This window comes from Herbaspirillum camelliae, assembly GCF_001929405.1.
Classification (GTDB): domain Bacteria; phylum Pseudomonadota; class Gammaproteobacteria; order Burkholderiales; family Burkholderiaceae_D; genus Herbaspirillum; species Herbaspirillum seropedicae.
This window is the reverse complement of the sequence record NZ_KV880769.1, coordinates 4997704-5022035: the sequence shown is the minus strand read 5'-3', so window position 1 is coordinate 5022035 and position 24332 is coordinate 4997704. Positions and strand designations below refer to the sequence as shown.

17 protein-coding genes are annotated in these 24332 nt (G+C 61.5%); 7 read left to right on the top strand and 10 right to left on the bottom strand.

The features are described 5' to 3' along the window. Positions 1-22 precede the first annotated feature (22 nt). Positions 23-1237, bottom strand: a complete 1215-nt coding sequence (locus BGK68_RS22395; protein ID WP_075258881.1) for an ABC transporter substrate-binding protein — start codon at positions 1235-1237, stop codon at positions 23-25. A 75-nt stretch (positions 1238-1312) separates the two neighbouring features. Next, the gene (locus BGK68_RS22390; protein ID WP_267889723.1) at positions 1313-2698 is read right to left on the bottom strand and encodes a hydroxymethylglutaryl-CoA reductase, degradative; all 1386 of its coding nucleotides are present in this window, start codon (positions 2696-2698) and stop codon (positions 1313-1315) included. A 92-nt stretch (positions 2699-2790) separates the two neighbouring features. Between BGK68_RS22390 and BGK68_RS22385 the strand changes: the two genes are divergently transcribed. The 3 genes from BGK68_RS22385 to BGK68_RS22375 all read left to right on the top strand — a co-directional run bounded on the left by BGK68_RS22385 (position 2791) and on the right by BGK68_RS22375 (position 7288). Continuing rightward, on the top strand, positions 2791-4200 hold the full coding sequence (locus tag BGK68_RS22385) for an aminotransferase-like domain-containing protein (RefSeq protein WP_075258879.1): 1410 nt from the start codon (positions 2791-2793) through the stop codon (positions 4198-4200). A gap of 230 nt (positions 4201-4430) precedes the next feature. Next, positions 4431-6041 (top strand): methyl-accepting chemotaxis protein, encoded by a 1611-nt coding sequence (locus BGK68_RS22380; protein WP_075258878.1) that lies wholly within the window; start codon positions 4431-4433, stop codon positions 6039-6041. Next, positions 6041-7288, top strand: coding sequence for a serine hydrolase domain-containing protein (locus BGK68_RS22375; protein ID WP_075258877.1), 1248 nt, complete (start codon positions 6041-6043; stop codon positions 7286-7288). The genes BGK68_RS22380 and BGK68_RS22375 overlap by 1 nt, the downstream gene beginning before the upstream one ends. Positions 7289-7496: 208 nt before the next feature. On the opposite strand, the gene BGK68_RS22370 is transcribed toward BGK68_RS22375, so the two are convergent. The 5 genes from BGK68_RS22370 to BGK68_RS22350 all read right to left on the bottom strand — a co-directional run bounded on the left by BGK68_RS22370 (position 7497) and on the right by BGK68_RS22350 (position 15590). Then, positions 7497-12614: a calcium-binding protein gene (locus tag BGK68_RS22370; RefSeq protein WP_083657871.1), complete on the bottom strand. Its 5118-nt coding sequence runs from the start codon at positions 12612-12614 to the stop codon at positions 7497-7499. Continuing rightward, positions 12611-13219 (bottom strand): hypothetical protein, encoded by a 609-nt coding sequence (locus tag BGK68_RS22365; RefSeq protein ID WP_143433139.1) that lies wholly within the window; start codon positions 13217-13219, stop codon positions 12611-12613. The genes BGK68_RS22370 and BGK68_RS22365 overlap by 4 nt, the downstream gene beginning before the upstream one ends. After that, complete coding sequence (locus tag BGK68_RS22360; protein WP_075258874.1) at positions 13216-13446, bottom strand: hypothetical protein; 231 nt, start codon at positions 13444-13446, stop codon at positions 13216-13218. The genes BGK68_RS22365 and BGK68_RS22360 overlap by 4 nt, the downstream gene beginning before the upstream one ends. After that, positions 13443-14048, bottom strand: coding sequence for a hypothetical protein (locus tag BGK68_RS22355; RefSeq protein WP_075258873.1), 606 nt, complete (start codon positions 14046-14048; stop codon positions 13443-13445). Before BGK68_RS22355 ends, BGK68_RS22360 begins: the two co-directional genes overlap by 4 nt. A gap of 633 nt (positions 14049-14681) precedes the next feature. Further along, entirely contained in the window at positions 14682-15590 is a 909-nt protein-coding gene (locus BGK68_RS22350) for a LysR family transcriptional regulator (protein ID WP_075258872.1), read from the bottom strand. Positions 15591-15841: 251 nt separating this feature from the next. On the opposite strand from BGK68_RS22350, the gene aceB reads away from it, so the two are divergent. Then, positions 15842-17428, top strand: a complete 1587-nt coding sequence (aceB, locus tag BGK68_RS22345) for a malate synthase A (RefSeq protein WP_013234985.1) — start codon at positions 15842-15844, stop codon at positions 17426-17428. Between the two features lie 143 nt (positions 17429-17571). Here aceB and BGK68_RS22340 read toward each other — a convergent pair whose 3' ends face one another. The 3 genes from BGK68_RS22340 to ispD all read right to left on the bottom strand — a co-directional run bounded on the left by BGK68_RS22340 (position 17572) and on the right by ispD (position 19355). Continuing rightward, the gene (locus BGK68_RS22340; protein ID WP_006464465.1) at positions 17572-17778 is read right to left on the bottom strand and encodes a cold-shock protein; all 207 of its coding nucleotides are present in this window, start codon (positions 17776-17778) and stop codon (positions 17572-17574) included. Positions 17779-18090: 312 nt separating this feature from the next. Then, on the bottom strand, positions 18091-18594 hold the full coding sequence (gene ispF, locus BGK68_RS22335) for a 2-C-methyl-D-erythritol 2,4-cyclodiphosphate synthase (protein ID WP_075258871.1): 504 nt from the start codon (positions 18592-18594) through the stop codon (positions 18091-18093). Then, complete coding sequence (gene ispD, locus BGK68_RS22330; RefSeq protein ID WP_075258870.1) at positions 18591-19355, bottom strand: 2-C-methyl-D-erythritol 4-phosphate cytidylyltransferase; 765 nt, start codon at positions 19353-19355, stop codon at positions 18591-18593. Before ispD ends, ispF begins: the two co-directional genes overlap by 4 nt. A 195-nt stretch (positions 19356-19550) precedes the next feature. Between ispD and mfd the strand changes: the two genes are divergently transcribed. From mfd to BGK68_RS22315, 3 genes are read left to right on the top strand one after another with little or no spacing between them, the layout of a single operon-like run. Then, positions 19551-22988 carry a transcription-repair coupling factor gene (gene mfd, locus BGK68_RS22325; RefSeq protein WP_075259952.1) on the top strand — a complete coding sequence of 1146 codons (3438 nt, stop codon included), beginning with the start codon at positions 19551-19553 and terminating at the stop codon, positions 22986-22988. A gap of 59 nt (positions 22989-23047) precedes the next feature. After that, entirely contained in the window at positions 23048-23914 is an 867-nt protein-coding gene (gene serB, locus BGK68_RS22320) for a phosphoserine phosphatase SerB (RefSeq protein ID WP_198937241.1), read from the top strand. Between the two features lie 37 nt (positions 23915-23951). After that, positions 23952-24314 (top strand): DUF4870 family protein, encoded by a 363-nt coding sequence (locus BGK68_RS22315; RefSeq protein ID WP_075258868.1) that lies wholly within the window; start codon positions 23952-23954, stop codon positions 24312-24314. Positions 24315-24332: the final 18 nt, after the last annotated feature.

Below are 24332 nucleotides of genomic sequence, written 5' to 3'. Positions count from 1 at the left end.
TCCCGCTGCCACTGTCAAGGTCTTATTGCTTGAGCAGGCTGCATTTGGAATCCGCCACGCTGGTGAAGGCTTGTTCACCTGGGATGGTTTCCAGCAATTTCAGGTAATCCCAGGGCTTCTTCGATTCGGCCGGCGACTTCACCTGGTAGAGGTACATGTCGTGGATGTTGCGGCCATCGGCGCGGATATAGCCCTTGTTGTAGAAGTCATCGATGCGGGTCTTCTTCAACTGCGCCATCACCTTGGTGGAATCATCGGTGCCGATGGCCTGCACCGCCTTCAGATAGGTGGTGGTGGCCGAATAGGCAGCCGCCTGGTGGGTGCTGGGCATCTTCTTCATTTTCTGGAAGAAACGCTCGGCGAACTTGCGCGAAGGCTCATCCTTGTCCCAGTACCAGCTGTCGGTCATCATCAGGCCCTCGGCATTGGCCAGGCCCAGCGCGTGGATATCGTTGATCACCATCAGCAGGCCCACCAGCTTCATGGTCTTGGTCACGCCGAATTCCTTGGCGGCCTTGATCGAATTGACCGTGTCTTCCCCGGCATTGGCCAGTCCCAGGATCTGCGCCTTGGACGCCTGCGCCTGCAGCAGGAAGGACGAGAGGTCCGAGGATTGCGGCGGATGCTTGATCGATCCCACTACCGTGCCGCCGCTGGCCTTGACCACGGCGCTGGTATCGTTGGCCAGCGAATGGCCGAAGGCGTAGTCGGCCACCAGGAAGAACCAGGACTTGCCACCCTGCTTGATCACCGCACTGGCCGTTCCCTTGGCCAGGGCCACGGTGTCGTATTCGTAATGCACGGTGTAGGGCGTGCACTCTTCATTGGTCAGCCGCGCGGTGCCGGCGCCGATATTGATGTAGACGCGCTTCTTCTCGGCCATGACCTTGTTCATCGACAGGGCCGTGGCCGAATTGACGCCGCCGATCAACATGTCCAGCCCGCGCTCGTCAGCCCATTCGCGGGCGCGGGTGGCGGCGATGTCGGCCTTGTTCTGGTGGTCGGCCGAGATCACCTCGATGGGTTTGCCCAGCACGGTGCCGCCGAAGTCGGCCACCGCCATGCGGATGGCTTCCAGGCCACCCAGGCCGTCGGTGTCGGCATAGGGGCCGGACATGTCGGTGATGAAGCCGATGCGCACCGCGTCATTGGATACCTGGGCCAGCGCCGCTCCCGAAAAAATGCCTGCGATGGCGCAGGCTGCCGCCAGGCGGCGCAGCGGGGTCGATGTGCTCATATGCTTGTCTCCTCGTTTTTTATCGGCCGCCTCAGGGCGGCACAGTGTCAATATCCGACTACCTGCAGAACCAGTTCAGCCGCGCCGACGCTCAGCCAGCAGCGCCTTGGCGTAATCCACCCGCACGTCATGGCGCGCGATCATCTGCTGCACCAGCCAGTCCATCTCGCTGGCCTCGGCGCCGGCCGCCAGCGCAATGTTGCGCGCATGCAGGGCCATGTGGCCGCGCTGTATCCCTTCGGTAGCCAGCGCGCGCAGGGCCGCCATGTTCTGCGCCAGGCCCACCGCCACGGCCACCTCCGCCAGCGCCTGAGCCGACTGCACGCCCAGGATCTTCAGCGCCACCCGCGCAGCCGGATGGGTCTTGGTGGCGCCGCCCACCAGGCCTACCGGCATGGGAATTTCCAGCGTGCCCACCAGGTCGCCGTCGGCGGCGATCTCCCAGTGGGTCAGCGAGGTATAGCGCCCGTGGCGGCAGGCATAGGCATGCGCCCCGGCTGCCACCGCGCGCCAGTCATTGCCGGTGGCGACGATGACCGGATCGATGCCGTTCATGATGCCCTTGTTATGGGTGGCGGCGCGATAGGGATCGACGGCGGCCAGTTCATAGGCGTCCACGATGCCGTTGATGACTTCCTCGCCACTGTACTGTGGCGTGCCCAGCACGTCGGCCGAGACCTTCACGCGGGCACGCGCCAGCCGCAGGTCGGCCAGGTTGGAGAGGATGCGCAGGCGCACCTTGCCGCCGGTGACTTGCTCGATATGGCCGGCCACCGCCTCGGCCATGGTGTTGACGGTATTGGCGCCCATGGCGTCGCGCACATCCACGATCAGGTGGGTCACCACCATGGCGCCGCGCCGGGTGTCGGGAAAGACCTGTACCTCGATGTCGCGACAACCGCCGCCCAGCTGCTGGAGCAATTGGTCGCGGCTATTGGCGATGTCGATGATGGCCTGCCTTTCCTTGAGGATGGCCAGGCGCGCACCGTGCGGATCGCTGATTCCGGTCAGCTGGATCTGGGCGCGCATGAGCGGCAGGCTGCTGGAGGTCTGGAAGCCGCCGCAGGCGCGCACCAGCTTGGCCATGAAGGACGCAGCAGCCACCACGGAGGGCTCTTCGACCGCCATGGGGACCAGCACGTCGCGGCCATTCAACTGGAAATACCCGGCCACGCCCAGCGGCAGCTGAAAGCTCCCCACCACGTTCTCGATCATGCCGTCGGCGGTGGCCAAGGGTAGTGCGCCGGGCTGCCCCAGCAGGGCTTGCTCGGCCTGGTCGAGCTGGGCCTGGCGGCCGACTTCGGCCAGGCGCTGGGCGGGGGTGTAGGTACGAAAGCCCGGCAGGCGGGAATCTGGCGTGGCGCCAGCGTGGACATCTTGGGACATGCGCTCGTCTCTCCGGATAGTGTTGTCGTGTTGGATAGGGCGCAGGCAGGATAGCAAGCGTGTACCATGGCGCATGGGTACAGTAGGGGCCAACAGTGAGGCAACTGTACCCAGGACAATTGGTATGCATTGCAACAAGAACCGCATCCTCCAGGGAGACCGCCCTCATGGCCGAGGCCAGCACCACGCTTACCAGCACGCTGGTACAACTGATGCGCCGACAGATCGCCGAGGGCGTCTATGCCCCCGGCAGCCGCTTGCCATCGATCCGCGAGATGGCCGTGCGCCATGGCTGCGCCAAGAACACCATCGTCAATGTCTTCGACGAACTCACGGCCCTGGGGCTGGTCGAGCCGCGCCGGGGCGCTGGCTTCTTCGTCTGCGTGGCGCCGCCGCGTCCCAAGGAAGACGAGGAGGGCAATCTGAGCCGCGCCATGGACGTGGTCTGGCTCATGCGCGAGCAGTTGAAGCACGACCCCGGCCAGTTGCGCCTGGGCGATGGTTTTCCGCCGGTGGAATGGCTGCACGATGTGCGGCTGGACAAGTTCCACCAGAAGGTGGTGCGTACCGGCATCGGCGCGCTGTTCGGCTATGGCCGCCGGTTCGGCTACCTGCCGCTGCGCCAGCACCTGGTCCACAAGCTGGCCCAGCACGGCATCGAGGCCGGCACCGGGCAGATCGTGCTGACCCATGGCGCCAACCAGGCGCTGGACATCGTGATCCGGCATTTCATCCGGCCCGGCGACCGGGTGCTGGTCGACGAGCCGGGCTATTACATGCTATACGGGAAGCTCAAGCTTTCCGGCGCGCGCATCATCGGCATCCCGCGTCTGCCCGATGGCCCCGACGTAGCCGCGCTGGAGCGCGAACTGCAAACACCCGGCAAGCCGCCGCTGTTCTTCACTCAGTCGCTGGCGCACAATCCCACCGCCTCCGACACTTCGCCCCACAAGGCGCACCGCATCCTGCAACTAGCCGACCGTTATCAGGCCATCATCGTCGAGAACGATGCCTTTGCCGACTTCAAGCCCGCCACCGCACCGCGTATCGCCACCCTGGACCAGTTGCGCCGCACTGTCTATGTCGGCAGCTTTTCCAAGTCGGTCTCGGCTGCCCTGCGGGTGGGCTTCATCGCCTGCCACCGCGACCTGGCCAGTGACCTGGCCGACATCAAGATGCTGGTCCACATGAGCAGTTCCGAGTATTGCGAGCGCACCCTGGACGTGATTCTCTCGGACGGCCATTTCAGCCGCCATACCGCACGCCTGCGCGAACGCCTGGCCCAGGCCACCGAACAGGGGCGCGCCCAGCTCGAAGGATTGGGCGCCGAGCTGTTCTGCGCGCCCCAGCAGGCCATGTATCTGTGGGCCAGGTTTCCCTGGTTCGAGGATGCCAAGCGGCTCGCGCAGCGGTTGATGCAGCGCCAGATCGTGCTGGCGCCGGGCAGCATCTTCCATGTCGATATCGAACAGCCCCAGCCTTGGTCGCGCTTCAATGTGGGCCTGCTGGCCGATGCCCGCTTCGCTGACGCGATGATGGACATTCGTGCAGCGCAGGAGCGCCAAGCCACCCGCTGAGAGCATTTCCCCCCCGGGGTTTGACCACATCCGGAAGAGAGCGGCCAATCGCCTTTTATTCTTCGCTTAGTTCGGTTGTTTGCCCGTTGGTGAAGTGCCATAGTGTCAGACTTCGTCAGGATTGTCCTGGCGTAGTAAAAAAACAATGAAACAACATCAACAGGGGACAGCGCACGCTGCATAGCGCAATGCATCATGCGCCATGCGCTCCTGTCCGGGACGGGGATCACATGAACATCATCGGCAACATGAACATCGGCAGACGCCTCACGCTAGGCTTTGCGCTCATTCTCACTTTTTCCATCATCATCGCCGGCATCGGCCTGTGGCGGCTGGACCATGTCGCCCAAGCCACCCGCGAGATGATGGCCGAACCGCTCAAGACCGAGCGCCTCATGGCCGACTGGTACACCAACCTGGTGGCCGGCATCCGCCGCACCATCGCCATCGCCAAGAGCAGCGATCCGGCGCTGGGACCGTATTTCGCTGCCGAAGTGGCGGCCTCGTCCAAGAGTTCGGGCGAGTACCAGAAGCAGGTCGAGGCCTTGCTGAGCACGCCCGAAGAAAAGGCGCTGTTCCAGAAGATCGGCGAGTTGCGCAAGCTCTACCTGTCCTCGCGCGACGAGATCAACAAGGCCAAGGCCGCGGGCAATACCGAAGAAGCCATGCGCATCCTCGACCAGGTCTTCGTTCCCAATGCCGCCGCCTACCAGGACACCATGCGCAAGCTGGTCGACTTCCAGCGCAAGGAGATGGATGACACCGCCCGGGAGATCGACGCCATCGCCGCCAAGAGCCGCACCCTGATCCTGGTGCTGGAAGGGCTGATCCTGCTGCTGGGCATCGTCTTTGCGCGCTACCTGACGTTGGGCATCACCAAGCCGCTGCACCGGGCCGTGGACATCTCGCGCCGCGTGGCCGAGGGCGACCTCTCCAGCGAGATCGCGGTGACCAGCCGCGACGAGACCGGCCAGCTGCTCCAATCGCTCAAGGACATGAACCAGAGCCTGCGCGGCATCGTCAGCAATGTGCGCAGCGGCACCGATACCATCAGCACCGCGTCCTCGGAGATCGCTGCGGGCAACCTCGATTTGTCCTCGCGCACCGAACAGCAGGCCAGTTCGCTGGCAGAGACCGCCTCGGCAATGGAAGAACTGATTTCGACCGTGCGTCAGAACGCCGACAACGCCCGCCAGGCCAGCCAGCTGGCCAACTCCGCCTCGTCCGTGGCCGAGCAGGGCGGCGGCGTGGTCAGCCAGGTGGTTGATACCATGGGAGCGATCAATGCGTCTTCGCGCAAGATCGTCGACATCATCAGCGTCATTGACGGCATCGCCTTCCAGACCAATATCCTGGCGCTGAACGCCGCCGTCGAGGCGGCCCGCGCCGGTGAGCAGGGCCGCGGCTTTGCCGTGGTGGCCTCCGAAGTGCGCACGCTGGCCCAGCGTTCGGCCTCGGCCGCCAAGGAAATCAAGGAACTGATCAACGATTCGGTGGGGAAGGTCGACGATGGCAGCCGGCTGGTGGAGCAGGCCGGCAACACCATGCAGGAAGTGGTCAGCAGCGTGCGCCGCGTGACCGACATCGTGGCCGAGATCAGCGCAGCCAGCACCGAGCAGACCCATGGCATCGAGCAGATCAATCTGGCCATCACCCAGATGGACCAGGTCACCCAGCAGAATGCAGCGCTGGTCGAAGAGGCCGCCGCCGCAGCGGCATCCATGCAGACCCAGGCCGGCAGGCTCATGCAGATGGTCAGCGTATTCCGCCTCAGCGAGCGCGAGCCGCTGGTGCGGCGCGAAATCGACGTGACGCCATCGAGCCCGGTCCTGCCGCAGTGATGTCCGTGCGCATGCTGCTGGCCGGCGCATGGCTGGCCACGTCTGCCGCAGCGGCGCTGGCGGCGCCGGATGAGCAAGTGCTGGGACGCGAGGCCGGCTATCCGGCGGGGGCCAATCTCCAGCAGGCCTATCAGCAGCCTTATCTGGTGGGCTCCTTCAGCGCGATGGACAGTATCGCGCCGTCCTGCCGACAAGCGCCGGCAGCACAGCCCGTGCCGCTACCGGCGGCAGATCCGGAAACCACGATCCATTACCGTTATCGCAATGGCAGCTGGACGCTGGACGATTACATGGCGCACCAGCGCGCCACGGCCGTGGTGGTGGTCAAGGATGGCCGCATCGTGGCGCAGCGCTTCAACTACGGGCGCACGCCGCAGATGCGCATGCTCTCCAATTCCATGGCCAAGACGGTAGTGGCGCTGGGCGTCCTCAAGGCGCTGGAGCTGGGCAGGATTGCCTCGCTGAACGACCACGCCGAAGACTATGTGCCCGCCCTCAAGGGGACGCTGTACGGCCGAACCCAACTGGTGAACCTGTTGCGCATGGCCTCTGGTGCGCGTTTCACCGAGGACTACACGCCCAACGATGACCGCGCCATCTTCGTGCGCAAGCTGCGTCGCGAAGGTACGCTGGCGGCCGTGCAAAGCATCAGCGAACGGGCTGCGCCCGAAGGCGAACGCTTCAATTACGCCGGCACCCAGACTTCGGTACTGGGCCTGGTATTGCAGGCCGCTACCGGCCAGGATATGTGCCAGTGGATAGGCGAGCAGATCTGGCAGCCCATGGGCGCCGCCGCCGAGGCGACCTGGCTGCTCAATCCGGTGGACCAGCAGGCGCTGGCGCAGGGCGGTTTCAACGCCACCGTCTACGACTATGCCCGCCTGGGCATGTTGCTGGCCAATGACGGCTTTGCCAACGGCCAGCAGGTGATCGCGCGCGAGCATGTGCTGGCGATGACGGATCCCGCGCGGCAGCCGCCGGCTTTCCGCCCCGGCGTCATGCTGGACAGCCATGGTCGTACCTATTTTGGTTATGGCTATCAGGTCTGGATCATGCCTGGCAGCCATCGGCGCTTTGCCTTGCTGGGCATCTATGGGCAGGCCGTGTTTGTCGATCCTGAACTCAAGCTGGTGATGGTGCATACCGGCGTGGGCAGGGATGCCGCCGGTGACGCCAGCGGCGCCCACTTCGGGCAGGAACGTGATGCGCTCTGGCGTGGGGTGGTGGCTGCCTATGGAAGCTGGTAGGGGGGCGTCAGCCGCTCCTTTGCGGGCAGTGCCATGCAGGAAGTGTTGTTCCTGAGCCAAGCCTGATTGATTCTCCGTGAAAGCACGTCCAGGTGCAGAACGGTCTGGACGTGCTTACCCTGCTCGGCGCCGTGGCTCCCTGGCTGTGCATGGCTGACCGTGTTTCTGCTTGGCGTCAGCCGGTTGCCCGCATTGGAGCTGCGTTTCGCTAAACCAGTGGCATCACCGCCGTGTTGATCGGTGGGGCGCCTGCACCAGCCATGGGCTGGATCAGTCGTTCCAGAGCGGTATTGGTGATAGTGACGTTGTCAGCGGTACTGATCCGTTCGAGCTGGTAGGAACTGCTGATGTACCAGTTTTCGATGATGACCTTGTCAGCAGTACCGAGCACCGAAATCTCCAGGTTGTTGCCGACGTGGCTGAAGCCTAAGCGATCACTGGTGATGCCGCTGCCAAACGTGAGCGTGTCCACGCCGGTACGACCATCGAAATCGCTGATGGTATCGACGCCATCGCCTTGATTGAAGAAGTAGGTATCGTTGCCCGCCTCCCCCCGCAGCCGGTCATTGCCTTTGCCACCAGAAAGGGTGTCGTCTCCGGCATCCCCATTGAGGATATCATTGCCGTCGCCGCCGATGAGGGTGTCGCTGCCTGCATAGCCGTAGAGGTTGTCATTGCCATCACCACCATCGATGGTATCGGCGAGCTGACCACCGGAGAGTGAATCATTGCCGGCCATGCCATTCATGCGATTGCTTTGGTCGCGCAGTCCAGTCCAGTGTTCATTGCCGGAAGTGCCCGTCTGGGTCAGCCTGGAGGCGAGGTCGGAATAGGCCCAGGTTGTTCCATCATCGAAGACGATCTTCTCGATGCGGTAGTAGTTCCCCGAGAAATAATCCTCGAAAGTGACTGCGTCCGTCCCCCAGGTCAGGGTCAGGTGATTGCCGACTCGCGCCAGGACGGTACCAGAGGGATTGATGCCTGCACCAAGGCGCAGGGTATCCAGATTTCCGTCCACGTAATCGCCGTCGCTGATGGTATCGACGCCATCGCCCTGATTGAAGAAGTAGGTATCGTTGCCCGCATTCCCCTGCAGTCGGTCATTACCTTTGCCACCGGAAAGGGAGTCATCGCCTGCATCTCCTTCGAGGGTGTCATTGCCATTGCCGCCGACGAGAGTATCGTTGCCAGCATAGCCGTGGAGGTCGTCATTACCATCACCGCCGTCGATGATATCGGCGAGCTGACCGCCGGAGAGTGAATCATTACCGGCCATGCCATTCATGCGATTACTTTGGTCGCGCAGTCCAGTCCAGTGTTCATTGCCGGAAGTGCCCGTCTGGGTCAGCCTGGAAGCGAGGTCGGAATAGGCCCAGGTTGTTCCATCATCGAAGATGATCTTCTCGATGCGGTAGTAGTTCCCCGAGAAATAATCCTCGAAAGTGACTGCGTCCGTCCCCCAGGTCAGGGTCAGGTGATTGCCGACTCGCGCCAGGACGGTGCCAGAGGGATTGATGCCTGCACCTAGGCGAAGGGTATCCAGATTTCCATCCACGTAATCGCCGTCGCTGATGGTATCGACGCCATCGCCCTGATTGAAGAAGTAGGTATCGTTGCCCGCATTCCCCTGCAGTCGGTCATTACCTTTGCCACCGGAAAGGGAGTCATCGCCTGCATCTCCTTCGAGGGTGTCATTGCCATTGCCGCCGACGAGAGTATCGTTGCCAGCATAGCCGTGGAGGTCGTCATTACCATCACCGCCGTCGATGATATCGGCGAGCTGACCGCCGGAGAGTGAATCATTACCGGCCATGCCATTCATGCGATTACTTTGGTCGCGCAGTCCAGTCCAGTGTTCATTGCCGGAAGTGCCCGTCTGGGTCAGCCTGGAAGCGAGGTCGGAATAGGCCCAGGTTGTTCCATCATCGAAGACGATCTTCTCGATGCGGTAGTAGTTCCCCGAGAAATAATCCTCGAAAGTGACTGCGTCCGTCCCCCAGGTCAGGGTCAGGTGATTGCCGACTCGCGCCAGGACGGTACCAGAGGGATTGATGCCTGCACCAAGGCGCAGGGTATCCAGATTTCCGTCCACGTAATCGCCGTCGCTGATGGTATCGACGCCATCGCCCTGATTGAAGAAGTAGGTATCGTTGCCCGCATTCCCCTGCAGTCGGTCATTACCTTTGCCACCGGAAAGGGAGTCATCGCCTGCATCTCCTTCGAGGGTGTCATTGCCATTGCCGCCGACGAGAGTATCGTTGCCAGCATAGCCGTGGAGGTCGTCATTGCCATCACCGCCGTCGATGATATCGGCGAGCTGACCGCCGGAGAGTGAATCATTACCGGCCATGCCATTCATGCGATTGCTTTGGTCGCGCAGTCCAGTCCAGTGTTCATTGCCGGAAGTGCCCGTCTGGGTCAGCCTGGAAGCGAGGTCGGAATAGGCCCAGGTTGTTCCATCATCGAAGACGATCTTCTCGATGCGGTAGTAGTTCCCCGAAAAATAATCCTCGAAAGTGACTGCGTCCGTCCCCCAGGTCAGGGTCAGGTGATTGCCGACTCGCGCCAGGACGGTGCCAGAGGGATTGATGCCTGCACCAAGGCGCAGGGTATCCAGATTTCCGTCCACGTAATCGCCGTCGCTGATGGTATCGACCCCATCGCCCTGATTGAAGAAGTAGGTATCGTTGCCCGCATTCCCCTGCAGTCGGTCATTACCCTTGCCACCGGAAAGGGAGTCATCGCCTGCATCTCCTTCGAGGGTGTCATTGCCATTGCCGCCGACGAGAGTATCGTTGCCAGCATAGCCGTGGAGGTCGTCATTACCATCACCGCCGTCGATGACATCGGCGAGCTGACCGCCGGAGAGTGAATCATTGCCGGCCATGCCATTCATGCGATTGCTTTGGTCGCGCAGTCCAGTCCAGTATTCATTGCCGGAAGTGCCCGTCTGGGTCAGCCTGGAAGCGAGGTCGGAATAGGCCCAGGTTGTTCCATCATCGAAGACGATCTTCTCGATGCGGTAGTAGTTCCCCGAGAAATAATCTTCCAAAGTGACTGCGTCCGTCCCCCAGGTCAGGGTCAGGTGATTGCCGACTCGCGCCAGGACGGTGCCAGAGGGATTGATGCCTGCACCAAGGTGCAGGGTATCCAGATTTCCGTCCACGTAATCGCCGTCACTGATGGTATCGACCCCATCGCCCTGATTGAATAAGTAGGTGTCGTTGCCCGCATCCCCCTGAAGCCGGTCATTGCCCTTGCCACCGATGAGGGTGTCATTACCTGCATTGCCGTAAAGCTTGTCGTCACCGTCTCCACCGAACATGAAGTTGTCGTTCCCATCCCCGGACAGATTGTCATCTTCGCTGCTGCCTCGCATCAATGCTCCCGGCGTACCAGTGGAACGCAACAACTTGCCTAATTCCGACTCATCCTGTTGACCTGCACGATGCAAGGCATCGAGATAAGGCCGTCCGTGATCACCCAATTGGCGCAAGGTATCACCCAGGCTCAACAGGTGCATTCTTGTCGTATCCGGAGCGCTCTGCATGGCCTGCTTTAACGACGCGACCAGTGGCATGGCGTCCGGCATGAAGTTGTTGCTGGACATGTTCCACGCCAGACCAAACTGCTTGAGATCGTCCTTATAGCTCGTTTGAACCTCCCATCTCAGGAAGAGACGATCGCCCAGGTCCTGCCAGATCGCCAGGATGCTTTGCGCCGTGGCTGCATTGGCGGGGTTGCCTCCCCCCGGCCACGCCAAGCCCGTCAGGGATTCGAGTGCGTAGAGGATGCGGCCGTTGATAAAGTTGCCTCGGCTGTTGACGGCGCGTCGGTCGCCTCCACTCCAGCTCAACAACAGCTCGTCGAATGCAGCACGACGGGCAGTTGGATCGGTCAGGGTCATGATCGATTCAATCCTGCGTTTCAAGGAGCCGCTGGCGTCCTGCGCGACGGCTTGCCGCAGGCTCAGGGTATTTCCCATGCCTGGGAGTTCTGGCAACCGGGCGATGGCCGCACTCAGCGGCAGCTCCGTGAGTGCTACGCTGCGCATGGTGTTCATGGTGAACCAGACGTCGCCCAGGCTGCGGGTGCTGCCATCGGCAGCGACATAGCTGCCCAGTTGACGCAGGGTATTGCCAGCGGCATCTGTCTGGTTTGTATCGGAAAAACGCGCATTGAGCGTCTTCACACCAGCGGTGTTCAGGTCAATCAGCTCGCCAGCGTCCGTGATGCCGTTGCTGTTGCTATCCTGCCAGAGTCTGAGACTGGCAAAGGCCTCGTCATTGACGTCCAGCACGCCGTCCCGATTGGCATCCAGATCGGCGAGTGCGGCGAATCCTGTGGCCGCCAGTTCTCCATTGCCAACCCGGGTATGGTCGCCAAAGAGTTCTGCCCCGCTGGTGATCTTGCCGTCGCCGTCGAGGTCACGCACCAGCAGGGCATCGTCTCGTCCAACCCAGCCGCTTTGTTCGGCAAAGCCGCTGAGATCGTGGTCGAAGTGAATGTTGGCACTGAGTGCGATGGTTTCGATCCCGTCGCCGTCCAGATCAAGAATAAGAGGGTCAATGTTGCGGCTAAGAGTCCAGCGTTCATAGACCTGGGTCATGATGTCATCGAGGTTCTTGTTCACGTCCAGGGCTGCGCCGAGCGCGCTACTGCCGAATTCGCTCGTGAGCTGACCGATGGCTTGGCCAATGACCTCCGCAATTCTGTCGATTTCCATCCCCGCTTTGGTCATGGTGTCGATAGCGTTGGCCACGCCTTTGATGATCTGATCAGTGGTGGAGTCTCCGCTGGTCACGATGCTGCGTGTGCCGTCGTCGATGACCGGCAGCGGGGTGACATTGCGATCCACATCGACTTTCCAGCCGGCGGCGCCGGCGACTAGCTGATAGGCGCTTGCGGCTACACCTACCACGGTTGCGATGCTGCCTACAGTTACGACCAGCGGGATGAACGCCCCGCCCACTGTGATGAGCGCCGCGCCCGTACCGATCATCGCTGCTACGCCACCGACTACTCCAGCGATGTCAGATTGCTGGATGGGTGTACCTTTTTCCTTGGCGTCATAAATATTGCGGCCGCTATCTATAACGCCCAATAAACCTAATATTCCGCCCGCGATTGGCATATGTTTCGCTGCACTGCTACCGATGGTGGCAAATTCCACTACCGAATGTGTGGTTTGTGCGATGCCGATTACTGTGCCGGACGTGTTGAAGCTACCATCAGGGTTTTTTGCGCCAGCGCCGACATTGGCAGCGTTGAGATGTGTACCAAATCCACCGGTCAGAATTATCATGGCGATATTGTTAGTGCTCATAGATGACCTCTTTTCTCACGAAGAAAAATGAATACATAAAAAAGGTAGTACGGAATTAAAAGACAGAGCCCGATGAGCACACTTGCGGTCAGGCGTTTGGAGTGGCTCTTGCTTGTAGTGTGGAAATTGATGCTGATATTTTGCTCAGGGCATTCAAGAGCCCATATCCGGAAGCGCTCAGTAAGCGTCAGCTTTAAGGGCGTACCTTGTACTGTGGCCATGCATCCCGGTAGACTCTGGCGCTGAGCGTCGGTCCATTCGTGCGATCGAAACCTTCCACCCACGCTGACGTTAATCGGCCACTCCATTTGACGTCGCTGCCCATTTGGTAGCTCAACAAAAAGGTGAGGTTCGGTCTGTTGGGTGTACAAAATGCGGACCTGCAGTGTTTGCAGCGTGGAGAGATCCGGCACCCGGTTCCACTGATTGACGAACTCGGGGGCGATGACGAGCGTCAGGGATAGAAGCATTCCCAACGAAAACGCAGAGTACCGGCGCCAGAATGGCTTACCCTTTCGCGTAGCCAGCACCGCTTCATTGGGCGGTGGACCGGAGAGTTTGTCGATGAGTCGGTGCCATCGCCCGGGAGGAGGGGGCATGCTCATGCAAGCAGTCCTCCCAAGACCAGCTTCAATCCGATATCCCCTAGCCCAAAGGGATGGTCCGCGGTGTCAGCGAGGGATGAGAGGGCGGTTCTGCCTGCGTTGGTCGAGATGCCCGGACGCATTGAACTCACGTCGGGTTCTTCCGCGCCGACGCCGACATTGGCAGTATTGAGAGGCTTGCCAACTCTCCCCGTCCGAATCAACAGCGAGATATTGTTAGTGCTCATAGACGACCTCTTTTCTCCCGAAGAAAAACGAGCGCTTGAAAGAGGCCGCACGGGAGAAAAATACATAGCGCAATCAACAGACTGGGAAGCAGGCGTTCGGCGTGGCTCTTGCTTGTGGTGTTGAAGTTGATGCTGATATTTTTTTCGGGGCAATCAAGAGACCATATCCGGAAGCGCTTGGTGAGGGTCAGCTTCAATGGAGCGCCTTGGACTGTGGCCATGCATCCCGGCAGGCTCTCACGCTGGGCGTCGGTCCAGGCGTGCGAAATGAATCGTCCACGCAGGCCGATGTCAACCGGCCATTCCATGCTCTGTCGCTGTCCGTCGGGCAGCTCGACCAATAGGTGGGGTTCGGTCAGATCGGTGCGCAGAATGCGAACCTGCAGTGTTTGCAAGGTGGCGGGATCAGGCACGCGGTTCCATTGATTGACGAATTCGGGGGCGACCAGCAAGGCCAGGGAAGTGAACATTCCCACCAGGAAAACACGATGTCGAAGCCAGAATGGCTTGCCTTTGCGCGCGGCCAGCACCGTCTCATTGGGCGGGCCGGCGAGCCTGTCTATGATTTGTTGCCATGGGCTGGGAGTTTGATTCGTGTTCATGTGCACAGTCCTTTCAGAACGGATTTAAAGTAAATAGCCAAAAGCTGGAATGGCAGGGCCGGTATGGGGAAGGGAGAGGGATTTCAATTCTTATTCATCAAGTTGAGCGCTCTATTGAATGGCTGTCCGATGGATTTTTTCCGGCAACCGTTACGTCAAAGGCGATCCATCGGAAGATGTGGCTGGCTTGGCCTTACGTTTGATTCGCCGTTACGAGGCACGAAAAATCGTATGAAGGAGAGGCCAGACAAGTACCAAAGCACGTGCGAAGAAACTGCGGAGACGTGCCGATGAATCAGCGCTCATGCAACGGCAGGCAACCTCTGGGTAGAGACATGCAACCGAAGGTGGCGCCGGAAAAAAGTGATAGTGAGAATTTCTGACGGCGAGATGAATCGCTCTTTAACTAGAAAGAGCGTGAAGCTGGAAGTCGGGAAACTTCCTATGAACCATCCCAGGTTTTGTACGAAGAAGTATTTTGATTATTTATCGTCTCGTACAAACGCTGCCGTGATTGCCCGTCACCCGCCTACCGCATTGGGGGGCAGTGCCGGTAGTGATCGTGGCAGACCGGCCGCTGCGTGAGGTCGGGCCTCAGTTGTCGCAGCGGCGTGCGGCTGGTCTGAGCTTGTCTCAGCCGCTTTTCTTCCAATAATCCGGCTGCGCATACGCATGCCGGAGGAAATCCACGAAAGCCCTGATGCGCAACGGCAGGTGTCGCCGCTGCGCAAACACCGCGTAGATGGAAGGGGCGGGGGCGGCGAACTTGTCCAGCACGGTCACCAGTTCCCCAGCCTCGATGGCCGCGCCGACTTCCCACATCGATCGCCAAGCCAGGCCGCGCCCCGCCAGCGCCCAGTTGTGCAGCACTTCACCATCATTGCAGACCATGTTGCCGCCCACCTTGTAGACGCTCACCTTGCCCGATTGCCTGAGCGTCCAGCCGCGCTGGCTCCCCTCGCTGCTCATGGCCAGGCAGTTGTGGCGCACCAGCTCGTCCGGGCTTTGCGGTGTGCCATGACGGCGCAGGTAGGCGGGCGCGGCGACGATGACGCGATGATTCTCGGCCAGCTTCACGCTCACCAGGTTGGAATCGGTCAGCGTGGCGATGCGGATGGCCACGTCGATGCCTTCACCGATGACGTCGGCAATGCGATCGTTCAGGTTCAGCGTGAGCGTGACATCCCGATGTTCAGCGAGGAAGGAGGGCAGCAGCGGCGCCACGTGCTGACGCCCGAAACCGGCCGGGGCCGAGATCAGCAGCTGGCCGCTGGCGCGGGCGCTGCGTTCGGAGACGGCCGATTCGGCGTCCTCCAGGTCGGCCAGGATGCGCTGGCAGTCTTCCAGAAAGGCCGCGCCTTCGTTGGTCAGTACGATCTTGCGGGTGGTCCGCTGCAAGAGCTTCACGCCCAAGCGCTCCTCCAGCGCGTCCAGCCGGCGGCCTATCATGGCCGGGGCGATGCCCTCGGCGCGTGCCGCCGCCGACAGGCTGCCGCGTGCGGCTACCTCGGCAAAGGTCGAAATCTGCTTGAACTGGTCCATGCGGGGCTCCTCGATAGGCCGCCAGATAGGCGGCAAAGCCGCACTGGTGTTGGCTGGGTGGGCAGGGAGATTATCGGCTCACTTGTGACTAAAACGCAAAGATAAATTGATAAAAGCTTTCACTCATATCGATTTAGTTTAAATATACTGCGTACATAAAGTGTCTGATGCGATGCAAAAAGCGGCACCGACTCAGGCACAATCATGAAAACAAGATCAACCTGTCCATCTTTCTTTTTGAGGAGTCCAGCATGACGCAACTGAAGCTGCCCACCGGCATGGAAATCTCCGGCGACATCAAGCCGGGTTACGAGAACATCCTGACCTTTGAAGCCCTGTCGCTGGTCGCCAAGCTTTCGCGCGCCTTCGAAGGCCGTCGCCAGGAACTGCTGGCCGCCCGTGCCGAGCGCGTCAAGCGCCTGGACGCTGGCGAGCGCCCGGACTTCCTGAAGGAAACCGAATCCATCCGCACCGGCGACTGGAAGATCGCCCCCATCCCCGAGGCGCTGAAGTGCCGCCGCGTGGAAATCACCGGCCCGGTCGAGCGCAAGATGGTCATCAACGCCTTCAACTCGGGCGCGGACAGCTACATGACCGACTTCGAGGATTCCAACTCCCCGGTGTGGGACAACCAGATCAGCGGCCAGATCAACCTGTATGACGCGATCCGCCGCACCATCTCGCTGGAATCGAACGGCAAGAGCTACAAGCTCAACGACAAGATCGCCACCCTGGTGGTGCGCCCGCGTGGCTGGCACCTGGATGAGAAGCACGTGACCCTGGATGGCAAGCGCATTTCCGGCGGCATCTTCGACTTCGCCCTGTTCCTGTTCCACAACGCCAAGGAACAGCTGGCGCGCGGCGCTGGTCCGTACTTCTATCTGCCCAAGATGGAATCGCACCTGGAAGCCCGTCTGTGGAATGACATCTTCGTGATGGCGCAGAATGAAATCGGCCTGCCGCAAGGCACCATCAAGGCGACCGTGCTGATCGAAACCATCACCGCCGCCTTCGAGATGGAAGAAATCCTGTACGAGCTGCGCGAGCACAGTGCTGGCCTGAACGCTGGCCGTTGGGACTACATCTTTTCCTGCATCAAGAAGTTCAAGAACGACAAGGACTTCTGCCTGGCCGACCGCGCCAAGGTCACCATGACCTCGCCGTTCATGCGCGCCTACGCGCTGCTGCTGCTGAAGACCTGCCACAAGCGCGGCGCGCCGGCCATCGGCGGCATGAGCGCGCTGATCCCGATCAAGAACGATCCGGAAAAGAACGCCATCGCCATGCAAGGCATCATCAACGACAAGCGCCGTGACGCTACAGACGGCTATGACGGCGGTTGGGTCGCGCACCCGGGGCTGGTCGAGGCATCCATGAAGGAATTCGTCGCCGTGCTGGGCGACAAGCCCAACCAGTTCGAGAAGCAGCGTCCGGACGTGGACGTGAAGGCCGCCGATCTGCTCAATTTCCAGCCGGAAACGCCGATCACCGAGGCTGGCCTGCGTTACAACATCAACGTCGGCATCCACTACCTGGGCGCCTGGCTGGCCGGCAATGGCTGTGTGCCCATCCACAACCTGATGGAAGATGCGGCCACCGCCGAGATCAGCCGTGCGCAGGTGTGGCAGTGGATCCGCAGCGCCAAGGGCAATCTGGAAGATGGCCGCAAGGTCACGGCCGACATGGTGCGCGCGATGATTCCGGAAGAGCTGGCCAAGGTGAAACAGGTGGCAGGCGACGGCCCGACCTATGACCGCGCCGCCAAGATCTTCGAAGAGATGTCCACTTCCGAGACCTTTGCCGAATTCCTGACGCTGCCGCTGTACGAAGAAATCTGATTCAGAATCGCTTCAGCAGGAATGAAAATCCCCGCCACTCGCAAGAGGGCGGGGATTTTTTTGATGCTCATCTCGTCACTTTGCAAAAGCGAGGGACGAAAAAAATCCCCGACAAGTCAGGGATTTTTTTTAGCTTGAAAAGCTTAAGCAGCCGGAACGATGTTCGAAGCTTGCTTGCCCTTCGGGCCGGTGGTCACTTCGAAGGAAACGCGTTGGTTTTCCTTCAGCGACTTGAAGCCATTCGATTGAATAGCGGAGAAGTGAGCGAACAGATCTTCACCGCCTTCATCGGGGGTGATGAAGCCAAAACCTTTTGCATCGTTGAACCACTTGACGGTACCAGTTGCCATTACGGACTCCTAAATTTAATTGATTGGGGCTTGCGCCCGGCTCTTTATCGTTACTCGGGAGGAATGACAGCGAGATGACCGCACTACCAGCTCGAATCCTAACGACGCGACGATTATACTCATTAAATCGAGAATGCAAGAGATTTTCGGCACGAAACTTCAATTTAAATATTTAATGACTTTTTCGGGTGCTTTAGATTTCGCTCAATGCCGCCCGATGGTGCAGAAAGCCGCCCGCAATCCCTTGTCTGGTGCGGCTTTGCGGGTGTCAGGCATTGTCCTACGCGAGGCTGTCGGGCGACTTCCTACGCATCAATTTCCTTCATTTTGGCGGTAGATGAGCGCAACTGCTTCGGTTGCAATCCCTTCTTCTCGCCCCAAAAATCCCATTTTTTCGTTGGTTTTCGCCTTCACATTGACTTGTTCGGGGGAAATTCCGAGGTCTTCAGCGATATGAGCCACCATCGCGCCAATATGCGGGGCCATCTTGGGCGCTTGGGCGATGATGGTGGCGTCCACATTGCCCACCCGGTAGCCCGCCGCCGCCAGGCGTTTGCCGGCTTCGCGCAGCAGCACGCGGGAATCGGCGCCCTTGAATTGCGGGTCGGTATCGGGGAAATGGCGGCCGATGTCGCCCAGCGCGGCCGCGCCGAAGAGGGCGTCGGTGATGGCGTGCAGCAGCGCATCGGCGTCCGAGTGGCCCAGCAGACCCTTGTGGTGCGGGATGGTGACGCCGCCCAGGATCAGCGGACGGCCTTCGACCAGGACGTGGCAGTCATAGCCCTGGCCGATACGGAAGGGGATGGGGTGGCTCATGGATGGGGACCTTTCAGGAAGAATTCGGCCAGCGCGGCGTCCTGCGCCAGCGTGACCTTGAGATTGCGGGGGCTGCCTTCGACCAGGCGTGGGCGCAGGCCCAGCATTTCGATGGCGCTGGCGTCGTCGGTGATCTCGCTCAACCGGCCTTGCTCCTGGGCCTGGCGCAGGGCGCGATGCAACAGGGCATAGGGGAACATCTGCGGTGTCTGCGCCGCCCACAGGCCGGCGCGTGGCACGGTCTGCTCTGAGCGCGGGGCGGATGCGCCATCGCCGCGCTTGAGCGTATCCACGACCGGCAAGGCCAGCAGGCCGCCAACCTCATCCTGGGCGAGGGCATCGAGCAGCCTGTCGATCAGCGCTGCATCCAGTCCCGGTCGGGCGGCGTCGTGCACCAGCACCCAGTCGGCATCGGCGAGCTGGTCGCGCAGGGCGTTGAGGCCATTGAAAACGCTGTCCTGGCGCGTTGGTCCGCCTACACGGAGGATGCTCACGCGTTGCAGCAGGGCCGGCGTCATCAGGGCGTCTATCCAGCCATCCTCGGCACTGACCACCACGAAGGTATGGGCGATGCGCGCATGGGCAGCGAAGCTCTGCAGCGCATGCAGCAGCATGGGCTGGCCGGCCAGCGGCAGGTATTGCTTGGGGATCTGCCCCCCCATGCGCGCGCCCACGCCGGCGGCGGGGATCAGCGCAAAATGGCGGGCCGGCGGCGAGGCCGGTGCAGGGGGCAGGGAAGAAGCGGACTGCGATGGGTTCATGCCAGGCACCTGGCCCCGGCGCCCGCCTGGCGGCGGTCTGCGATGGGGCCTTCGTTTATAATGGGAGGCTGAATTCTAATGCCAATCCCTTGCAAGCGACCGGCATTTCGCGGCGCTGCCAGCATGGTCGCCACCGGGCCTGCGCCGTTGCTGTACCCGAATCAAGTCCAAACCAAGCCGATCCTCCCGATCCTGATGTCTTTTGATCCGAAAAAAAGCCTGCCCAAGGCAGGTATCCGTTTCCAGCCTCCTGCCGTGCACGGTTCCGCCGATGCCTATCTGCTGGCCCAGGCCGCGCTGGCGCTGAAGGCCGAAGGCCGCATGCTGGCCGTGGTGGTGGCCGGGGCCACCGATGCGCAGCGCCTGCTATCCGAAATCCCGTGGTTCCAGCCCAGCGAGGGCGAGCGCCTGCGCTGCCATCTGCTGCCGGATTGGGAAACGCTGCCCTACGACGCCTTCTCGCCGCACCAGGACCTGGTCTCCGAACGCCTGGCCACGCTCTATGAAGTGCAGTCCGGCCAGTGCGACCTGCTCATCGTGCCAGCCACCACGGCCTTGCTGCGCATGGCGCCGCCGCAGTTCCTGGCGGCCTATACCTTTTTCTTCAAGCAGGGTGAAAAGCTCGACGAAGGCAAGCTGAAGTCCCAGCTTACCCTGGCCGGCTACACCCACGTCGGCCAGGTCATGTCGCCCGGTGAATACTCGGTGCGCGGCGGCCTGATCGACATCTTCCCGATGGGCTCGGTGCTGCCTTACCGCCTGGACCTGTTCGGTGACACCATCGAAACCATCCGCACCTTCGATGCCGATACCCAGCGCTCGCTCTATCCGGTGCCGGAAGTGCGCCTGCTGCCGGGCCGCGAATTCCCCATGGACGAGGCATCGCGCCTGGCCTTCCGCAATCGCTGGCGCGAAGTGTTCGAGGGCGACCCATCGCGCTCGGCCATCTACAAGGACATCGGCAACGGCATCGCCTCGGCAGGCATCGAATATTACCTGCCGCTGTTCTTCGAAGAGACGGCCACGCTCTTCCAGTACCTGCCGGCCAATGCCATGTTCGCCACCGTGGGCGATATCGAGCAAGCCATCAAGCGCTTCTGGAGTGACACCCGCTCGCGCTGGAATTTCCTTAACGCCGACCGCGAACGGCCGGTGCTGGAGCCGCAGGCCATCTATCTGGATGATGAAGATTTCTTCACGCTCCTGAAACCCCACGCCCGCTGGGTGCTCAAGACCGATGATGCGCCTTCGGCGATCTCGGCCCCGCTGCCCAACATCGCCGTCAACCGCCGTGCCGATGACCCACTGGTCAACCTGCGCAGCTTCCTCTTGAAGGGCGCCGAGCGCGTGCTGATCTGCGCCGAGAGCAATGGCCGGCGCGAAACGCTGCAGCAATACTTTGCTGAATACGACCTCCATCCGGTCCTGTGCGAGGACTGGAACGGCTTCCTCGCCAGCGACGAAGCGCTGATGCTCGGTGTAGCGCCGCTGCATGCCGGCTTCGTCACCGCCGCTGGCCTGGCCCTGGTGACCGAGACCGAGCTGTATGCCGGCAGTGGCCGCCGCGTCGGCAGCCGCAAGCAGCAGGCCGCCACCGATGTGGAATACATGGTGCGCGACCTGTCGGAACTGAAGATCGGCGACCCGGTGGTCCACAGCAGCCACGGCATCGGCCGCTATATGGGCCTGGTCAGCATGGACCTGGGGGAGGGCGAGACCGAATTCCTGCATCTGGAATACGCCAAGGAGACCAAGCTCTACGTGCCGGTCTCGCAACTGCACGTGATTTCACGTTACTCCGGCGCTTCGCCGGAAGACGCACCGCTGCACGCACTCGGTTCAGGCCAGTGGGAAAAGGCCAAGCGCAAGGCTGCCCAGCAGGTGCGCGATACCGCCGCCGAACTGCTGAACCTGTACGCCCGCCGCGCATTGCGCCAGGGTCATGCCTTCGAGTATTCGGCGCATGACTATGAAGCCTTCGCCGACAGCTTCGGTTTCGAAGAAACCGCCGACCAGGCCGCCGCCATCCATGCCGTCATCAAGGACATGACCAGCGGCAAGCCCATGGATCGCCTCATCTGCGGCGACGTCGGCTTTGGCAAGACCGAAGTCGCCTTGCGCGCGGCCTTCGTGGCAGTGATGGGCGGCAAGCAGGTCGCCATCCTGGCCCCGACCACGCTGCTGGCCGAACAGCATGCCGCCACCTTCGCCGACCGTTTCGCCAACTGGCCCGTGAAGATCGCCGAACTGTCGCGCTTCCGCACCGGCAAGGAAGTCACGCAAGCCATCAAGGGCCTGGGCGATGGCACCATCGATATCGTCATCGGCACCCACAAGCTGCTCTCCGATGAAGTGAAGTTCTCGCGCCTGGGTCTGGTCATCATCGATGAAGAACACCGTTTCGGCGTACGCCAGAAGGAAGCCCTGAAGTCGCTGCGCGCCGAGGTCGATGTCTTGACGCTGACCGCCACGCCCATCCCGCGTACCCTGGGCATGGCCCTGGAAGGTCTGCGCGATTTCTCGGTGATCGCCACCGCGCCGCAGAAGCGCCTGGCCATCAAGACCTTCGTGCGCGCCGAACAGGAATCGACCATCCGCGAAGCCTGCCTGCGCGAATTGAAGCGCGGCGGCCAGGTCTATTTCCTGCACAACGAAGTGGAAACCATCGCCAACCGCAAGGCCGCGCTGGAACAGCTCTTGCCGGAAGCGCGCATCGGTATCGCGCACGGGCAAATGCACGAACGCGACCTGGAAAAGGTGATGCGCGACTTCGTGGCGCAGCGTTTCAACATCCTGCTCTGCACCACCATCATCGAGACCGGCATCGACGTGCCCACCGCCAACACCATCATCATGCATCGCGCCGACAAGTTCGGCCTGGCGCAGCTGCACCAGTTGCGCGGCCGGGTGGGGCGCTCGCACCACCAGGCCTATGCCTACCTGCTGGTGCAGGATGTGCAGGGCCTGTCCAAGCAGGCGCAGCGCCGGCTGGAAGCGATCCAGCAGATGGAGGAACTGGGCAGTGGCTTCTATCTCGCCATGCACGACCTGGAAATCCGCGGCGCCGGCGAAGTGCTGGGCGACCATCAATCGGGCGAGATCCACGAGATCGGTTTCCAGATGTACTCCGACATGTTGAACGAAGCCGTGCGCGCCCTGAAGGATGGCCGCGAGCCCGACCTGGCCGCGCCGCTGTCGACCACCACCGAGATCAACCTGCATGCGCCGGCGCTGCTGCCCAATGACTTCTGCGGCGATGTGCATGAGCGCCTGTCGCTCTACAAGCGCCTGGCCAACTGCGAGAAGTCCGACGCCATCGACGCCTTGCAGGAAGAGCTGATCGACCGCTTCGGCAAGCTGCCCGATGCGGCCAAGGCGCTCATCGAAACGCATCGCCTGCGTATTGCGGCCAAGCCGCTGGGCATCATCAAGATCGATGCGCATTCCGAAGCGGCGCTGCTGCAGTTCGTTCCCAATCCGCCGATCGACGCCATGCGCATCATCGAGCTGGTGCAGAAGAACCGCCAGGTCAAGCTCAACGGTCCCGACAAGCTGCGCATCACCGCCAGCATGCCCGATCTGAATGCCCGCGTGCAGCAGGTCAAGGCGACCATGAAGGCGCTCACCGGCTGAGCCGCTGTCCCGGCCACGCACTACCGAATCCAACCGCATCAATGAATCAACAGAACAATATGAACCTGATCCTGCAAGCCCCCAAGCAACACGCCGTGTCTTCTTCCACCATCGAGGCCATCGCCGCACTGGCGGGCGGCCAGGTCGAACGCATCAGTGACGTGCGTGTTCCCGATGCCGATGCCTGGCGCGTGGCCGGGGTGAGCCTGAACGACGCGCTCAAGGCCAGCATCGACGCCGCCTGCCTGCAGGCGCGCCTGGACTACGCCTTCATCGATGAAGGCCGCAAGCTGGCCGACTTCCGCCTGGTGGCCATGGACATGGATTCGACCCTCATCACCATCGAATGCATCGACGAGATCGCCGACATGCAGGGCTTGAAGCCCCAGGTGGCCGAGATCACCGAAGCGGCCATGCGTGGCGAGATCGAGTTCAACGAAAGCCTCACGCGCCGCGTGGCGCTGTTGAAGGGACTGGATGCTGGCGCGCTGCAGCGCGTCTATGACGAGCGCCTGCAATTGTCTGCGGGTGCGGAAAACATGTTGAAGGCGGTGCAGGCCGCCGGCCTGAAGACCTTGCTGGTCTCGGGCGGTTTCACCTTCTTCACCGACCGCATGAAGGCGCGTCTGAACCTGGACTATACCCACGCCAATACGCTGGAAGTGGTCGATGGCAAGCTCACCGGCAAGGTGGTTGGCGGCATCGTCAATGCCGACGAGAAGCGCGCTACCGTCGAGCGTGTCTGCCGCGAGATCGGCGCCGAGCCGGCCCAGGCCATCGTCATGGGCGATGGCGCCAATGATCTGCGGATGATGGGTATCTCGGGCCTGTCGGTGGCCTTCCGCGCCAAGCCGGTGGTGCGGGCCCAAGCCAGCGTGGGCTTGAATTTCGTGGGATTGGACGGCATCTTGAACCTGCTGGCCTGATTGTCGGGCGGCTTTTTCCTTCACTTCAGGAGACGTAATGAACCAGGAACTGGTATTCGATCCGCAGACCCAGACCGGCCGTGACCTGGTCTGGTGGCTCTATCTGGCCCATGCCATCTGCCTGGTGTTTTCATTGGGCATGCTGTCCTGGCTGCCCTTGATCGTCAATTACATCAAGCGCGGGGATGTGCGCGACACCTTCCTCTACAGCCACCACCGCTGGCAGATCCGCTCCTTCTGGTGGTACCTGTTCTGGCTGTTCGCCGGTGGCGCGTTGTGGCTCACCGTCATCGGCATTCCGCTGGCCGTGCTGGTCTTCACGCTGGCCTGGATCTGGAAGGCCTATCGTCTGATTAAGGGCTTCCTCGACCTGCAGGACAACAAGCCCATGCCTACCTGAGCCGCTTTCCCCTTTCCG

Bases quoted from the DNA above. Each gene is read 5' to 3' on its own strand.
- ispD (WP_075258870.1), bottom strand. From the start codon at position 19,355: ATGAACCCATCGCAGTCCGCTTCTTCCCTGCCCCCTGCACCGGCCTCG.
- BGK68_RS22340 (WP_006464465.1), bottom strand. From the start codon at position 17,778: ATGGCAACTGGTACCGTCAAGTGGTTCAACGATGCAAAAGGTTTTGGC.
- BGK68_RS22380 (WP_075258878.1), top strand. From the start codon at position 4,431: ATGAACATCATCGGCAACATGAACATCGGCAGACGCCTCACGCTAGGC.
- BGK68_RS22385 (WP_075258879.1), top strand. From the start codon at position 2,791: ATGGCCGAGGCCAGCACCACGCTTACCAGCACGCTGGTACAACTGATG.
- BGK68_RS22370 (WP_083657871.1), bottom strand. From the start codon at position 12,614: ATGAGCACTAACAATATCGCCATGATAATTCTGACCGGTGGATTTGGT.
- BGK68_RS22355 (WP_075258873.1), bottom strand. From the start codon at position 14,048: ATGAACACGAATCAAACTCCCAGCCCATGGCAACAAATCATAGACAGG.
- ispF (WP_075258871.1), bottom strand. From the start codon at position 18,594: ATGAGCCACCCCATCCCCTTCCGTATCGGCCAGGGCTATGACTGCCAC.
- BGK68_RS22360 (WP_075258874.1), bottom strand. From the start codon at position 13,446: ATGAGCACTAACAATATCTCGCTGTTGATTCGGACGGGGAGAGTTGGC.
- BGK68_RS22350 (WP_075258872.1), bottom strand. From the start codon at position 15,590: ATGGACCAGTTCAAGCAGATTTCGACCTTTGCCGAGGTAGCCGCACGC.
- aceB (WP_013234985.1), top strand. From the start codon at position 15,842: ATGACGCAACTGAAGCTGCCCACCGGCATGGAAATCTCCGGCGACATC.
- BGK68_RS22390 (WP_267889723.1), bottom strand. From the start codon at position 2,698: ATGCGCCATGGTACACGCTTGCTATCCTGCCTGCGCCCTATCCAACAC.
- mfd (WP_075259952.1), top strand. From the start codon at position 19,551: ATGTCTTTTGATCCGAAAAAAAGCCTGCCCAAGGCAGGTATCCGTTTC.
- BGK68_RS22395 (WP_075258881.1), bottom strand. From the start codon at position 1,237: ATGAGCACATCGACCCCGCTGCGCCGCCTGGCGGCAGCCTGCGCCATC.
- BGK68_RS22315 (WP_075258868.1), top strand. From the start codon at position 23,952: ATGAACCAGGAACTGGTATTCGATCCGCAGACCCAGACCGGCCGTGAC.
- BGK68_RS22375 (WP_075258877.1), top strand. From the start codon at position 6,041: ATGTCCGTGCGCATGCTGCTGGCCGGCGCATGGCTGGCCACGTCTGCC.
- serB (WP_198937241.1), top strand. From the start codon at position 23,048: ATGAACCTGATCCTGCAAGCCCCCAAGCAACACGCCGTGTCTTCTTCC.
- BGK68_RS22365 (WP_143433139.1), bottom strand. From the start codon at position 13,219: ATGAGCATGCCCCCTCCTCCCGGGCGATGGCACCGACTCATCGACAAA.